Here is a 15,137-nt window from a genome sequence, read left to right as displayed (position 1 = left end):
CGATGATGTCGACTCTCACCACGGCCGGGGCGCCCGCCTCCGCTCAGGACGGCCGCGGCGGCTCACCGCTCGAGGCCCGGCGCGCCGCGAAGCGGAAGCGCCTGAACACCTCCGGCGGCCGGGCCCCGTACCTGTTCATCGCGCCGTTCTACCTGCTCTACGCGCTGTTCATGATCGTCCCGGTCGGGGCGGCGATCTCCCTCAGCCTCACGGAGTGGGTCGGCCTCGGCTCCCCCGAGTTCGTCGGGCTGGCCAACTACGGCAACCTGCTCGGCGACACGAGCTTCGGCGTCGCCCTGGTGAACACGCTGATCTACACGCTGATCGCGGTGTTCGTCATCGTGCCGTGCTCGCTGCTGATCGCGCAGGGCCTGAACGCCCGCGGGCTCAAGGCGCGGGACCTGTTCCGGCTGACCTTCTTCATCCCGATGGTGCTCTCGCCGATCGTCATCGCGCTGATCTACAGCCTGATCTTCGACCGCAGCTACGGACTCCTGAACTCGCTGATCCGCGCGGTCTTCGGATTCGGCGACATCGACTGGCTCGGCGACCCGACGCTGGCCAAGGTCGCGATCGGCTTCGTCCTGCTCTGGCGCACGGTCGGCTACCTGACGATCTTCTTCCTCGCCGCACTGCAGGCCGTGCCGAAGGAGCTGTACGAGGCGGCCGAGCTCGACGGCGCCGGCGTGCTCGCGAAGTTCCGCACCGTGACGCTCCCCGCGATCCGCCCGGTGACCGCGTTCGTCGTCGTCACCTCCTTCATCAGCGCCGCCCAGCTCTTCGACGAGCCCTACCTGCTCACGCGGGGCGGACCGGGCGAGGCGACCCTCTCCGTCTCGATGTTCATCTACCGCGCCGCGTTCGAACGCCAGCAGTTCGGCTACGCCGCCGCGGCCGGAGTCGTGCTCTTCGTGCTCGTCTTCGCCGTCAGCCAGATCCTCAACCGCGCCCTCGCCATCGGGAGAACCTCATGACCGCCACCACGGGAATCGTCACCGCCGACGCTCCGGACCGCCGCATCCCGCGGAGGCAGCGCCGGGCGAGCGGCGGCGAGCGCGCCCGCCGAGGACTGCTCTACGCCACCCTCTCGGCCCTGCTGCTCGTCTTCGTGTTCCCGCTGCTGTGGGCGCTGAGCGGCTCGTTCAAGAACCGCGGCGACATCTTCTCCACTCCCCCGTCGCTCGTCCCGAACCCCGCGACCACCGACAACTACGTGAACCTGCTGACCACGCAGCCCTTCTGGGCCTGGTTCGGCATGAGCGTCGGCACCTCGCTGCTCGCGACCGCGGTCTCGGTCTTCGTCTGCGCCATGGCGGGCTACGGCTTCGCGAAGTTCGCCTTCCGCGGCAAGAAGGTGCTCTTCACGATCATGTTCTCGTCGCTGTCGGTGCCGTTCGTCGTGATCCTGGTGCCGCTCTTCATCCTGATCGTGAAGGCGGGGCTCTCGAACCCGTGGTTCGCGCTCATCGTGCCGTGGGTCGCCCCCGCGTTCGGGATCTTCATGATGCAGCAGTTCATCGTCCAGTCGATCCCGGACGAGATCATCGAGGCGGCCCGGATCGACGGCAACAGCGAGTTCGGCACCTTCTGGCGCGTGGTGCTGCCGCTGCTGCGCCCCTCCCTCGGAGCGCTGGGCGTCTGGGGCTTCCTGCAGAGCTACAACAGCTTCCTCTGGCCGCTCGTGCTGCTCTCGGACTCGTCGCAGTACACGATCCCGCTGGGCCTGAACATCCTGTTCGCGTCCGAGAACCGCTCCTACGACCTCGTCCTGGCGGGCGCGGTCCTCGCCTCGGTGCCGACGATCCTTGTGTTCTTCCTGCTGCGCAAGCAGCTGCTCGACGGGCTGACCGCGGGCGCCGTCAAGGGCTGACACCCCCACCGCCCTCCTCCGCCACTCCTCTCCCGAACGTCCGAAAGGCCCTCCCATGCAGCACCTCACCGACCGCATCCTGTTCGGCGCGGCGTACTACCACGAGTACCAGCCGACCTCCCGGCTGGGCCGTCGCGACCTCGCCGAGGACCTCCGGCTGATGAAGGCCGCGGGCTTCACCGTCATCCGCGTCGGCGAGTCGGTCTGGTCGACCTGGGAGCCCGAGAACGGCGTCTTCGAGCTCGACTGGCTGCAGCCGGTGCTCGACGCCGCGCACGAGCACGGGATCGCGGTGGTGCTCGGCACGCCGACCTACGCGGCGCCGATGTGGCTCGCGCGGCTGTACCCCGAGATCAACGTCGAGCGCTCGAGCGGTCGGCCGATGGGCTGGGGTGCCCGGCAGGAGATCGACTACTCCCACCCGGCCTTCCTCTTCCACGCCGAGCGCCTCGTCCGGAGGATCGTCGAGCGCTACGCCGAGCATCCTGCGGTGATCGGCTTCCAGGTCGACAACGAGCCGGGCAACGAGATCTTCCACAACCGGCAGGTCTTCCAGCGCTTCGTCGACCACCTGCGCGCGCGCTACGGCACCGTCGAGACGCTGAACGACGAGTGGGGGCTGACCTACTGGTCGCACCGCCTGTCGACCTGGGCCGACCTCTGGACCCCGGACGCCAATCAGCAGCCGCAGTACGACCTGGCCTGGCGCCGCTTCCAGGCCTCGCTGACCACGGACTTCATCGGCTGGCAGGCCGACATGGTCCGGGAGATCTCCGCGCGGGCCGGCCGCGACGACCAGTTCGTCACCACCTGCCTCTCCTACGAGCGCCGGACGGTGCAGGACGAGGAGCTCGTGCGCTCCCTCGACATCGCCGCCGGCAACCCCTACTACCGGATGCAGGACGGGCTCGAGCTGCCGGACGCGCGAGCGTTCGACCAGCACTGGACGACCTCGGGAACCTGGGCGCTGTACGCCACCGCCGACCGGATGTACGGATCGAAGCAGGCGCCGTTCCTGGTGACCGAGACCGACGCGCAGGCGATCGGCATGCCGTGGTCGAACGAGCCCGGCTACGACGGGCAGTGGCGCCAGGCCGCCTGGGCCCTGGTCTCGCGCGGCGCGACGATGATCGAGTACTGGCACTGGCACACCCTCCACCACGGCGCCGAGACCTACTGGGGCGGGATCCTGCCGCACTCGCAGGAGCCGGGCCGCGTCTACGAGCAGATCGCCGCCCTGGGCGCCGACTTCGCGGCCGCCGGCGACCGGGTGACCGAGCTGACCCCCGACTCCGACGTCGCGATCCTGTTCTCGAACGAGAGCAAGTGGGCGCTCGAGGAGTACCCGTCGTTCAGCGATCCGACCCAGGGCATGAGCGCCGCCCGCGGCGTGCCCGTCGCCTCGACGCGCACCTTCCAGACCGTGTTCGACGCCTTCGCGCGCGGCGCCTTCGACGCCGGGCTGCAGTCGAGCACGGTCCACCCCTCGCAGCTGACCGCGACGACGCCCGCCGCCTCCGCGGCCGCGCATCCCGTGCTGATCGCGGCGGCGTTCACCATCGCCGACGACGCGCAGCTGCAGTGGCTGGAGGCGTACGCGGCGGCGGGCGGGCACCTGATCGTCGGTGTGCGCACCGGCTACGAGGACGAGGAGGCGCGAGCCCGGCTGCAGCGCAAGCCGGCGTTCCTCGACGAGGCCGCGGGCGTGCACTACGACGAGTTCGCGAACCTGGCGGTCCCCGTGCCGGTGCTCGCGGAGTCGGGCTTCCCGCTGCCGGCCGGCGCTGCGGCGACCCTCTGGGCGGACGGCCTGCAGCCCGACGACGCCGAGGTGCTCGTGCGCTACGACCACCCGCACCACGGCCGCTTCGCCGCGGTGACGACGCGGCCGCACGGCGCGGGGCGGGTCACGACCGTCGGGACCGTGCCCGACCTCGAGTTCGCCCGGAGCCTGATGGCCTGGGCCGTCGGAGACGCCTCGACCGGCTGGCGCCGCGTCACGGCCTCGCAGACGGTCACGAGCGCGACCAACCGCCACGGCGAGCGCGTCCGCTTCGTGCACAACTGGTCGTGGGAGCCGTCGGTGTACCCGCTGCCGGCCGCCGCCACCGATGTGCTCTCCGGCGAGGAGCTGGCCGCCGGCGCCGAGCTGGCGCTCGGGCCGTGGGACGTGCGCGTCCTGGCCTCCGCCGACTGAGCGCGGCGGGACCCTCCCGCTCGGTGGTCGCCCCGTCCTCGCCCTCCGCAGGGCGACCACCCCCGTCTGTGGGTCATCCGTTGATGCGGCTGTCAGTTCGTTCCCAGGGTGCGTCCCGTGCCGCTACGGTCGGGTCCAGGCGGAGCCGGATCGAACCGGCTCCCACGGGCACGGAGGGGGCACGATGACCGACGAGCAGTCGACGGCGGGAGGCGCTCCGTGCCGATGCCGACCGTGACCCGCCGCCCGCGCCGCCTCGCCGTCCTCGCGGCGATCGCCGCGGCGGCACTGCTCGCCGGAGCCGCCGCCGCGCCGGTCCTCGCCGCGGAGGCGGAGGAGCCGGCCACCGCCGACTCCGTCTTCTCCCCCGCGACCGGTGCGTACTTCGGCGCGAGCCTCGACTGGAGCGTCGACAGCGCCGCGTCCCAGGCGGACCGGCTGGGACGCTCCTCCGCCGTCCTCGAGCACTCCGCCGCGCTGCCGATCAGCGAGACCGAGACCTCGTACCTCGCCCAGTTCCTGCGGCAGGCCGAGGGCGAGGGCGCTCTGGCCGCGGTCTCCCTGCGCCCCGAGGGCGACCTCGCCGACTTCGACAGGGCCGACGCGGAGCAGGCGGTCGGCGCCCTCGCGCGCGCCCGCGCCGGCGAGGCCCTGCCGCTCTACGTGCGCTTCGCACCCGACATGAACGCGACCTGGGTGCCCTGGGGTCAGCGACCCGAGGAGTACGTCGACGCCTTCCGGATCTTCGCGCAGACGCTGCACGCCGACCTGCCCGATGCGGTGGTGGTCTGGTCGCCGACGGCCGGCGAGTCGTACCCGTTCTCCGCGGCGGCTCCGACCGGCTCGGCCGCGCTCGACACCGACGGCGACGGGCTCCTCGGCGCGGGCGACGATCCGTACGCCCCCTACTACCCCGGCGACGACGTCGTCGACTGGGTCGGCCTCGCCGCGTACCACGACCCGAGCGGAGGCGGCGCCCCGCGCAACGCGCTGCCCGCCGACGGCGAGCTCGCCGCCGACCTGAGCGGCGCCGGCGCCCTCGACTTCTACGGCGAGTACGCCGAGGCGACCGGGACTCCGATGCTGCTCGAGACCGCCGCGTTCTACAGTCCTGGTGCCGGCGGTCCCGGGGAGCTCGCCCTCAAGCAGGCGTGGTGGCGGCAGGTCATGGCGGCCGCCTCGGACGAGGAGTACCCGCTGCTCGACGCCGTGCTCTGGCGGGACTCGGCCGCGACCCGCGCCGTCGTCGGCGAGGTCGTCATCGACTGGAGCATCTCCGGATCCGGTGAGATCGCCGCCGCCTTCGCCGCCGACGCCGCGGCGAGCGACCTCGTCTCAGGCCCCGTCTACACGCCGTTCACGGCGGCGTCGGCCGGGCCGGCCACCGGCGGCACCCTCGGCGGGACCGCCGCCTGGATCGTCGTGGCGCTCACCCTCCTCGTCGCGGCGGGCGCCACGGCCTGGGGTCTCTCGCGGCGCCGCAGCACCGCGCTCGCCTACGACGGCCCGCCGAACCGCGATCTGCGGATCGACCTCCTGCGCGGCGTCGCGATCGTGTTCGTGGTGATCAACCACATCGCCCTGGTCTCGATCTGGCAGAACGCGACCCAGGAGGCCATCGGGATGGTCTCGGGAGCGGAGCTGTTCGTGCTCTTCTCCGGGGCCGTGCTGGGCCTGGTGCACCGGCCCAAGGTGCTCGGCGGCGGGATCGGCGAGGTCACCCTGCGGACCGGTCGCCGGGCGGTGACGCTCTACCTCACGGCGCTCGTCGTCACCCTCGTCGTCGGGCTCGTCAGCCTGATCGACGTCGTGCGGTCCACCCCGGCGACCACCTACATCGACCAGGGCACCGGTGCAGCCGGCAGTGAGGCGACCGGTCGCGTCTACGACCTCTACGAGAACATCGGGAGCCTGCTGCGCTATCCGGTCGACCCGTCGATCATCGTCGACCTCGCGGCGCTCCGGCTCGGTCCGTGGCAGGTCAACGTCCTCGGCTTCTACGTCGTGATGCTCGCGCTGTCGCCGCTGGTCCTCTGGGCGCTCTCGCGGGGCCGCTGGCTGCCGGTGCTGCTGGTGTCGTGGGCGGTCTACGCCGTGCAGGCCTTCCTGCGGCTGCGGGTCCTGCCGTTGCAGTTCGAGGACTCGTTCCCGCTGCTGACCTGGCAGGCGCTGTTCGTCACGGGCGTGGTCGCGGGCTTCCACCGGCGCGAGATCGTCGCCTGGTTCGCGACCCGCGTCGGCCGCATCGTGCTGGCGGTCTGCGTGATGGCGACCGCGGGCCTCGCGCTCTTCTCCTGGAACAACCCCTACCTCTCCAGCACCTTCGACCTGCGCCTCGGCCTGATCCCCGCCAACACCTTCTCGGACGTCTACTCGGCCGCGTTCGAGCGCACGACGCTGGATCCCGGTCGGGTGCTCAACGTGCTCCTCGTCGTCGTCACCGCCTATGCGGCGCTGACCGTGCTCTGGAAGCCGATCCACCGCCTGCTCGGCTGGTTCTTCGTCCCCCTGGGCCAGGCGACGCTCTACGTCTTCGTGATGCACGTCGTCTTCGTGCTCGTCATCGCCAACATCCCCGTCCTGCGCGAAGGGAACCCCGTGGTCGACTCGATCGCCTACCTCGTCGTCCTGGCCCTGCTCTGGCTGATGGTCAGGACGCGCTTCCTCTTCCGGGTGGTGCCCCGATGAGCCGTCCGTCGACGGGCGCCGGCACCGAGAGCACGCTCACCTCGCCCGGCCGCATGCTCCTGCTGCGGGTGATCGTCGTGCTCACGGTCCTCCTCGGTGTGAACTACGTCGCCTGGCGGTGGCTGTTCTCGCTGAACTGGGACGCCTGGTGGATCGCCGTGCCCCTGGTGGTCGCCGAGACCTACAGCCTGATCGACGTCTGCCTGTTCGGGATGACGATGTGGCGGGCGAAGGGCCGGCCCGCTCCCCCGCCGCCGGCCTCCGACGCGACGGTGGACGTCTTCATCACCACCTACAACGAGCCGATCGAGCTGGTCATGGCCACCGCCCTCGCGGCGCAGGCGATCCGGTTCCCGCACGAGACCTGGGTCCTCGACGACGGCGACCGCGCCGAGATGCGCGCGGCGGCCGAGGGTGCGGGGCTGGGCTACATCACCCGGTCCGCCGACTGGAAGGACCGCCCCCGGCACGCCAAGGCCGGCAATCTCAACAACGCGCTCGAGCTGACCACGGGCGAGTTCGTCCTGATCCTCGACGCCGACCAGATCCCGCGGCCCGAGATCCTCGATCACACGCTCGGCTACTTCCGCGACGAGAAGGTCGCCCTGGTGCAGACCCCGCAGGTCTTCTCGAACGTGGCGACCGGCGATCCGCTCGGCAGCCAGGCGCCGCTGTTCTACGGCCCGATCCAGCAGGGCAAGGACGGCTGGAACGCCGCCTTCTTCTGCGGCTCCAACGCGGTCCTGCGCCGGGAGGCGCTCATGCAGCTGGGCATCGTCGGCTACGTCCGCGAGCTCGACCGGAGGATCGGCAGCGCCCTGCGCACGGCCGCACGGGTCGTCGCGAAGGCGCGCTCGCACCCGGCGGCGGCGGACCCCGCGGTGCGGGCCGCGCTCGACGAGGTGACGGGCGCGATCGCCGAGGCGCGCACCTCGATCGCGGCCGGCGGGCCGATCGGGACCGTCACCTACGAGCTGCACCGCCGCGTGGACGCGGCGAGCTACTCCCTCGTCGCCTCGGACGTCGCCGGACTCGAGAGCGACCTGGCCGAGATCCGGGCGTTGAACCGTGCGCAGGGCGGCGCGTCCGCCGACACCGTCGTCGACATCGAGGCGATCGTCTCGACACTGGCGGACCGGGAGCTCTCGCCCCTGAACGCGCTCGAGTCGGTCCAGGCCGTCCTGCAGAGCATCGCGGTCGACCGCCCCGGCGAGGCCCAGCCGATCATGCCGCTCGCCACCATCTCGGTCACCGAGGACATGGCGACCTGCATGCGCCTGCACGGCCTGGGCTGGCGGAGCGTCTACCACCACGAGCTGCTCGCCGACGGCCTCGCCCCGGAGGACGTCGGGACGATGCTCACCCAGCGGCTGCGCTGGGCGCAGGGCACGATGCAGGTGTTCCTGCGCGAGAACCCGCTGCTGCAGCGCGCACTGAGCGTGCCGCAGCGCCTGATGTACTTCGCGACGATGTGGAGCTACCTCAGCGGCTACGCGGCCGTCGTCTACTTCGCCGCCCCGATCGTCTTCCTGGTGCTGGGCATCCTGCCCGTCGACTCGATCGCCGCGGACTTCTTCGTGCGCTTCATCCCGTTCATGATCGTGAACCAGCTGCTGTTCCTCGTGGCGGCGAAGGGGACGCCGACCTGGCGGGGGCAGCAGTACAGCCTCGCGCTGTTCCCGGTCTGGATCGAGGCCTGCTCGACGGCGATCAACAACGTGCTGCTGCGCATCCCGCTCGGCTTCGCGGTCACCCCCAAGACGCGGCAGGAGTCGACGGGGATCCCGTGGCGTCTGATCCGGGTCCAGCTGATCGTCATGGTCCTGCTGGTCGTGGCCGTCGTCGTCGGGGTGGTCCACCTCCTCGTGGACGGCGCGCAGCTCGTCGGCACCGGCGTGAACATCGTCTGGGCGCTCTTCGACCTGGTCGTGCTCAGCGTCCTCTTCCGCGCCGTCGCCTACCGGGGCTTCGACGCCGCCCCGTCCACCGCCGCCCAGAAGGAGCACGCATGACGTTCACCACCGAGAAGATCGACCCGGACATCGCCGTGGTGACCGCGTCGGGCAAGCTGAACATGGTCGCCGCCCCGCAGCTGCGCGAGACGGTCCGGCGCGCGATCGAGGAGAGCAGTCCCCGCATCGTCGTCGACCTCGGCGCCGTCGACTTCCTCGACTCCTCCGGACTCGGCGCCCTCGTCGCGTGCCTGAAGACCGCCCGCCAGGCCGGCGGCGACCTCAGGATCGCGGCGCCCAGCGCCCAGGTGATGATGGTGCTGCAGCTCTCCAACCTGGATCGCGTGCTCGCCCGGTTCGACTCGCCCGGCGACGCGTACCGTGACTGAGCGCAGCGTCCGGTTCCGCACTCCCCCGGACACCGTGGAGGTCGTCCACTCGATGCTCGCTCAGCTGTGGGAGGACCGGCCGGACGTCGAGGCGATGGACCGCTTCGCCTTCGAGACCGCCGTCGTCGAGCTCGCGGGCAACGTCGTCCAGCACGGCTCCTCCGCGACGGCGATCGTCTGCACGCTCGGCGTCACCGTCGACGAGGTGTCGCTGCGCGCCCTCCTCGTCGACACCGCGGACCCGCCCGGGATCGACAGCGGCCCGCGGGAGATGCCCGACGTCCTCGCCGAGTCCGGGCGGGGCCTCGCCCTCATCCACGCCCTCGTCACGACCTTCGAGTACGAGCGCTCGGCGAGCCGCAACGTCTGGTCGCTCTGCAAGGACCGGAGCGCCGCGGCGGAGTGACGGCGGGGCTCGGCGCGCCGCCGTGCGCCCCTCCCGTCCGCGTGGATCCGCCGGGTCGCGCCGCGGGTGTTGACACCCGTTCTAACGCGCGTTAGCTTTACTTCTGGCGCGCGACAGGGAGGTTGCCGGATGACACGGAGAGCAGTCACCATGAGCGACGTGGCGCGCCACATCGGCGTCTCCCGCTCGGCCGTCTCGTTCGCCTTCAACGACGAGAAGCAGGTCTCGAGCGAGACGAAGGCCAGGGTCCTGGCCGCGGCCGCGGAGCTCGGCTACCGCCCGAACGCCGGCGCGCGCGCCCTCGCCGGGCGCACCACCGACCTCTTCGGCCTCGTCACCGACATCGTCTCGACGCCCTTCGCGGGCGAGCTGATCGCCGGCGCGCAGGAGTGGTTCTGGGAGCACGGCAAGTCGCTGATCATCGTCGGCACGCCGACGCCGGACCGTCCCGACCGCAAGTCGGTCGAGATGATGCTCGAGCACCGCGTGGGCGGTGTGATGATCGCCACGACCTACAACCGCGCCATCGAGATCCCGAGCGAGTTCGACGACATCGACATCGCTCTCGTGCACTGCTACGACGAGGCCGGGACGCATCCCTCGATCGTCCCGGACGAGCAGGACGGCGGCTACACCGCCACTCGGCTGATGCTCGACCGGGGTCGGCGCCGCATCGCGCTCGTCGGGATCGACGAGCACCTCGACGCCGCCCGCGGACGCCTCGCCGGCTATCGGCAGGCCCTCGAGGAGGCCGGCGTCCCGGTCGACCCCGAGCTGATCGTCGCCGGCGGCGCCGATGCGGCGTCGGGCTACGACGCCACGAAGGCACTGCTCGCCCGGGTGCGCCCCGACGGGCTCTTCTGCGGCAACGACCGCATCGCGATGGGCGCGTACGACGCGGCCCGCGAGGCCGGGCTGGGCATCCCGTCGGACCTCTCCATCGTCGGCTTCGACAATCACGAGGTCATCGCCGGATACCTCCGCCCGTCCCTCACGACCATCGCTCTGCCGTTCCGCGAGATGGGCAGGCTCGGCGCCGAGCTCCTCGTGCGCGGCTCCGGCGATCACGACGTGCCGCGGCTCACCGTCCGCTGCCCGCCGATCCTGCGCGACTCGGTCTGACCCGCGCCCCGGAATCCACCCCGAGTCCCTCCCCCACTTCCTCCGCCCCGGCGGAGGCGCACCATGGGCGCCGGGGACGCCGTCTTCACCACGGTGGTCGCGGCCCTCGTCGCCGGTGAGCGCGATCCCGCGGCGGCACTGACCCGCGCGATGGCCATCGCCGCGGCGACGATCCGCTCCCCGGGCGGGCTGCTCCGGTCGCCCGCCTGATCGTCCTGCGGTCGGGTCGGGTCGGGCCGTGTCGACCGACCCGACCGCGAGCGGACCCTTTCCTCCTCTTGCGAAAGAGCATTCGAGTACTTCTCTGTGCAGAGCCAGGTCCGCTTATCCCTCCGTGATCTTTCGCAAAGACCACCTGTGATCCCATGCTGATCTTGCGCAAAGCGAATCAGTCGCCGAAGGTCGCACTTGCGCAAATCACGGCCTTCTCCCCGATATTCGGAGAAGTAGGCGAAACGTTTCGTTTTTCCATTGACATCCGTTTGTCCCGGTGTTTAGTGTCGTTCTCATTCCTCATCACCGGCGATTGGATGTCTCGACCATGACCACCCGACACGGGGCACGCGGCGCCTGCACGGCGACCCGTCCGCCCCTTCTCCCGACACCGGTCGGCACGGCATGGTGATGCCGCTGACCGGTGCCCCGGGGACGACCGTCCCCGGCGCGACCGTGCCCGGCTCCCCCGGCCCGGAGGAGCCCGTCCCCGGCGGATCCGCCACGATCCGCGGCCGCTCGAACGTCCGCGGCTTCCGGGCCGCGCGGCGCAGCTTCCGCCGGCACTGGCAGCTCTACCTGCTGATCCTGCCGCCGCTGCTCTACTTCATCGTCTTCAAGTACGTGCCGATGTCGAACGCGATCATCGCGTTCAAGGACTACAACGTCATCGACGGCGTCTGGGGCAGCCCCTGGGTGGGCCTGAAGCACTTCGAGCGGTTCTTCTCGAACCCGATCTTCTGGACGCTGCTGAAGAACACCTTCCTGCTCTCCGCCTATGTGGTGCTCGCGGGCTTCCCTTTCCCGATCCTGCTCGCGCTCGCTCTCAACGAGGTGCGCCTGCGCTTCTTCCAGCGCACCGTGCAGATGGTCACCTATGCGCCCTATTTCATCTCCACGGTCGTCGTGATCTCGATGACCATCCTGTTCCTCTCGCCCAAGCTCGGACCCGTCAGCGAGGTCACCTCCTTCTTCGGGCTCGGGACGATCGACTTCCTCGGCGATCCGGACTTCTTCCGGCACATCTACGTCTTCAGCGACGTCTGGCAGACGACCGGCTACTCCGCCGTCCTCTACATGGCCGCATTGTCGTCGATCGACACCTCGCTCTACGAGGCGGCCCGGGTCGACGGCGCGAGCCGGCTGCAGAAGATCTGGCACGTCGACATCCCCGGCATCATGCCCACGGCGATCACGATCCTGATCCTCGGCGTCGGCAACGTGATGGCGATCGGGTTCGAGAAGGCGTTCCTGCTGCAGAACTCGCTCAACCTCTCGCAGTCCGAGATCATCCCGACCTACGTCTACAAGGTCGGACTGCTCAACGCCGACTTCAGCCAGGCCGCGGCCATCGGACTCTTCAACGGAATGATCAACCTGGTGCTGCTCCTCGGCGTCAACGCGCTCGCGAAGCGGACCACGGGACAGGGGCTCTGGTGACCGCACTCGACACGCCGCCGACCACCGCCCTCGAGGGCCGCGAGCCCGCGAAGCCCTCGCGCCGCCGGCAGCGCACCACGCGCATCAAGGACCCGCTGGTCGACCGCGTCTTCATGATCGCCGTCTACGTCCTGCTCACGACGTTCCTGCTGGCGGTGCTCCTGCCGCTGCTGTACATCCTCGCCAGCTCGTTCAGCTCGCCGCTGGCCGTCTCATCGGGTCGAGTGAGCTTCTGGCCGATCGACTTCACCCTCGAGGGCTACGAGCGCGCACTCGGCGACTCGACGATCCTCGCCGGCTTCGCCAACTCGCTCTTCTACACGGCCGCCGGCACCTTCGTCAGCCTCGTGCTGACGGTCGCGATCGCCTACCCGCTCTCGCGGAAGGACTTCTGGGGCCGCGGCGGGATCACCCTCGGCGTGATCTTCACGATGCTCTTCGCCGGCGGCATCATCCCCACCTACCTGGTGGTGCAGCAGCTGGGCCTGCTCGACACGCGCTGGGCGCTCATCCTCCCCCAGGCCGTCGGCGTCTGGCAGGTGATCATCGCGGTCGTCTTCTTCCGCTCCTCCATCCCGGACGAGCTCTACGAGGCCGCGCAGCTGGACGGCGCGAGCGACCTGCGCTTCCTCTGGACGATCGTGCTCCCGCTCTCGAAGCCGCTGCTCGCGGTGGTCGCGCTGATGTACGCGATCTACCAGTGGAACTCCTACTTCGACGCGCTGCTCTATCTCCGCGATCCGAGTCTCTATCCGCTGCAGCTGGTGCTGCGGAACGTCCTGATCCTCAATCAGGCGACTCCGGGCATGGACGCGGCCGCGCAGATCGAGCGCCAGCAGCTCGCCGATCTCCTCAAGTACTCGCTGATCGTCATCTCGACTGTCCCGGTGATGGTCCTCTACCCCTTCGTCGCGCGGTACTTCAACAAGGGCATCATGCTCGGCGCCGTCAAGGGCTGACCCGCTCCCACCCCCGGAGCCGGCCCCGCGGGGCCGGCTCCTCCCTCCGTCGCGCGCATCGCCACGCGGCGTCCTCACCCATGGAAGGAAACACCTTGTTCTCTCGCACACAGCACGGCAAAGGCGCCGCGCGGAGGAAGCACCTCCTCGTCGGCGCCGTCCTCACCACCGCGATCATCGGGCTCACCGGCTGCACCGGCGAGAGCCCGGAGGCGGACCGCAAGGTCATCCGGATCTTCGGCGAGCAGGGCGCTCAGATCGACCTGAACACCAACTCCTTCACCAAGGTGCTGGAGGACGAGTTCGACGTCGACATCCAGTTCGAGACGACCTCGTACGGCGCGTCCGAGGCGACGGAGGCGCGGCAGATCTCGCTCGCCGGCGGCGACCTGCCGGAGGCGTACATGCTCGTGCCGTGGGCGTCCCAGTTCAGCCGCGCCGAGCTGCAGCGCTACGGCGACCAGGGGCTGCTCGTGCAGCTCGACGACCTCATCGACGAGAACGGCCCGAACATCAAGGCCGCCCTCGAGGCGGAGCCGGGCTTCAAGGAGCTCACCGAGACGCCGGACGGGAAGATCTGGGGCCTGCCGCAGTGGAACGACTGCTACCACTGCTCCTACCCCTACAAGTTCTGGATCAACACCGACTGGCTCGACACCCTCGGCCTCGCGGCACCGACGACCCCCGACGAGTTCTTCGCGGTGATGCAGGCCTTCAAGACCCAGGACCCGAACGGCAACGGCCAGGCCGACGAGATCCCGCTGACCGGCAGCACCCAGCAGTCGCTGGTGCCGTACATCATGAACGCCTTCGTCTACAACGCGTTCAACACCGGCTCCGGCGCGAACGGCCAGCCCGTCTCGCTCGGGCTCGACGGCGACACCGTGCAGCTGCAGACCATGCAGGACGGCTGGCGCGACGGCCTGAAGTTCCTCCGCAAGCTGTGGGACGCCGGCCTGATCGACCCCGCCACCTTCTCGCAGGGCGGCGACCAGATGACCGCGACCGGCAACGCGGCGCAGGGCGTGCTCATCGGCGGCTTCACCGCCATCCACCCCGGCTTCGCGGTGACCATCGGCCAGGAGGACGGGCGCGACACGCAGTACGACCTGCTCCCGCCGCTGACGGGCCCCGGCGGCCAGAACGCCACCTTCCTGCTCCCGAGCGTTCCCGGCGCGACCTTCGTCGTGACCAAGGCGGCCGACGAGGTGGAGCAGAAGGTCATCGTCGAGATGATGGACTACCTGTTCTCGCCCGAGGGTCACGTCCGCGGTGAGTTCGGCGAGGAGGGCATCGGCTGGCGCGCGCCCGAGGAGGGCGAGATCGCGCTCGACCAGAGCCTCGAGCCGTCCCTCGTCGACACGAAGATGGACGAGTCGAACGAGGCCGACTACAACGGCAACTGGGGCCCGATGGCCCAGGTGTTCGACACGGCCGAGTTCCGCGCCAGCCAGGTCCAGCCGCTCGACATCTACACCGAGGCGGGCTTCGAGCGCCGCCTGTTCGAGGCGACCGACCAGTACGCCGGCAAGGAGTCCGACGCGATGTTCCCCTACTGGAACATCTGGGTCCCCTCGGAGGACGCGAGCGAGCTCTCCACCCTCACCGCCAACGTCGAGAGCAGCGTCGCCACGGCGACCGCCGAGTTCGTCACCGGGGTCCGCGACCCCGGGAGCGACGCCGACTGGCAGTCCTATCTCGACGCCCTGACGAGCCTCGGCGCCGATCGCTACGCCGAGATCTGGCAGAACGCCTACGACCAGTAGCGGATCCCGTCCCCTCCCCTCGCCCCTCGACCGGACGGCGGGAGGGGACTCCGCTGTCCGCCCCCAGCACCCAGCACCCAGCACTCAGCACTCAGCACTCAGCACGCACGACGCGGCACGCCGCACGCACGAACC

At 70.3% G+C, this 15,137-nt stretch carries 12 protein-coding genes; all 12 read left to right on the top strand.

Annotated features, from left to right (window positions below; genetic code table 11):
- Positions 1 to 5 precede the first annotated feature (5 nt).
- Positions 6 to 974 (top strand): sugar ABC transporter permease, encoded by a 969-nt coding sequence (locus GTU73_RS11060; RefSeq protein WP_160089439.1) that lies wholly within the window; start codon positions 6 to 8, stop codon positions 972 to 974.
- A complete protein-coding gene (locus GTU73_RS11055) occupies positions 971 to 1,870 on the top strand; it encodes a carbohydrate ABC transporter permease (protein ID WP_160089437.1) in 900 nt (299 codons plus the stop codon). The genes GTU73_RS11060 and GTU73_RS11055 overlap by 4 nt, the downstream gene beginning before the upstream one ends.
- 55 nt (positions 1,871 to 1,925) lie before the next feature.
- Positions 1,926 to 4,067 (top strand): beta-galactosidase, encoded by a 2,142-nt coding sequence (locus GTU73_RS11050; RefSeq protein WP_160089435.1) that lies wholly within the window; start codon positions 1,926 to 1,928, stop codon positions 4,065 to 4,067.
- A gap of 225 nt (positions 4,068 to 4,292) precedes the next feature.
- Complete coding sequence (gene opgC, locus GTU73_RS11045; protein WP_160089433.1) at positions 4,293 to 6,755, top strand: OpgC domain-containing protein; 2,463 nt, start codon at positions 4,293 to 4,295, stop codon at positions 6,753 to 6,755.
- A gap of 53 nt (positions 6,756 to 6,808) precedes the next feature.
- Positions 6,809 to 8,767 carry a glycosyltransferase gene (locus GTU73_RS11040; protein WP_244231842.1) on the top strand — a complete coding sequence of 653 codons (1,959 nt, stop codon included), beginning with the start codon at positions 6,809 to 6,811 and terminating at the stop codon, positions 8,765 to 8,767.
- Positions 8,764 to 9,096: an STAS domain-containing protein gene (locus GTU73_RS11035; protein ID WP_160089429.1), complete on the top strand. Its 333-nt coding sequence runs from the start codon at positions 8,764 to 8,766 to the stop codon at positions 9,094 to 9,096. Before GTU73_RS11040 ends, GTU73_RS11035 begins: the two co-directional genes overlap by 4 nt.
- Positions 9,089 to 9,502 (top strand): ATP-binding protein, encoded by a 414-nt coding sequence (locus tag GTU73_RS11030; RefSeq protein WP_244231610.1) that lies wholly within the window; start codon positions 9,089 to 9,091, stop codon positions 9,500 to 9,502. Before GTU73_RS11035 ends, GTU73_RS11030 begins: the two co-directional genes overlap by 8 nt.
- Before the next feature lie 129 nt (positions 9,503 to 9,631).
- Positions 9,632 to 10,624, top strand: coding sequence for a LacI family DNA-binding transcriptional regulator (locus GTU73_RS11025; protein WP_160089427.1), 993 nt, complete (start codon positions 9,632 to 9,634; stop codon positions 10,622 to 10,624).
- Positions 10,625 to 10,687: 63 nt separating this feature from the next.
- On the top strand, positions 10,688 to 10,834 hold the full coding sequence (locus GTU73_RS11020) for a hypothetical protein (RefSeq protein ID WP_160089425.1): 147 nt from the start codon (positions 10,688 to 10,690) through the stop codon (positions 10,832 to 10,834).
- Between the two features lie 414 nt (positions 10,835 to 11,248).
- Positions 11,249 to 12,277 (top strand): ABC transporter permease subunit, encoded by a 1,029-nt coding sequence (locus GTU73_RS11015; protein ID WP_160089423.1) that lies wholly within the window; start codon positions 11,249 to 11,251, stop codon positions 12,275 to 12,277.
- The gene (locus GTU73_RS11010; protein WP_244231609.1) at positions 12,274 to 13,236 is read left to right on the top strand and encodes a carbohydrate ABC transporter permease; all 963 of its coding nucleotides are present in this window, start codon (positions 12,274 to 12,276) and stop codon (positions 13,234 to 13,236) included. Before GTU73_RS11015 ends, GTU73_RS11010 begins: the two co-directional genes overlap by 4 nt.
- 95 nt (positions 13,237 to 13,331) lie before the next feature.
- Positions 13,332 to 15,002, top strand: coding sequence for an extracellular solute-binding protein (locus tag GTU73_RS11005; RefSeq protein WP_160089421.1), 1,671 nt, complete (start codon positions 13,332 to 13,334; stop codon positions 15,000 to 15,002).
- Positions 15,003 to 15,137 lie beyond the last annotated feature (135 nt).

It is taken from the genome of Rathayibacter sp. VKM Ac-2804 (genome assembly GCF_009866655.1).
Classification (GTDB): Bacteria; Actinomycetota; Actinomycetes; order Actinomycetales; family Microbacteriaceae; genus Rathayibacter.
This window is presented reverse-complemented; position numbering and strand designations above follow the sequence as displayed.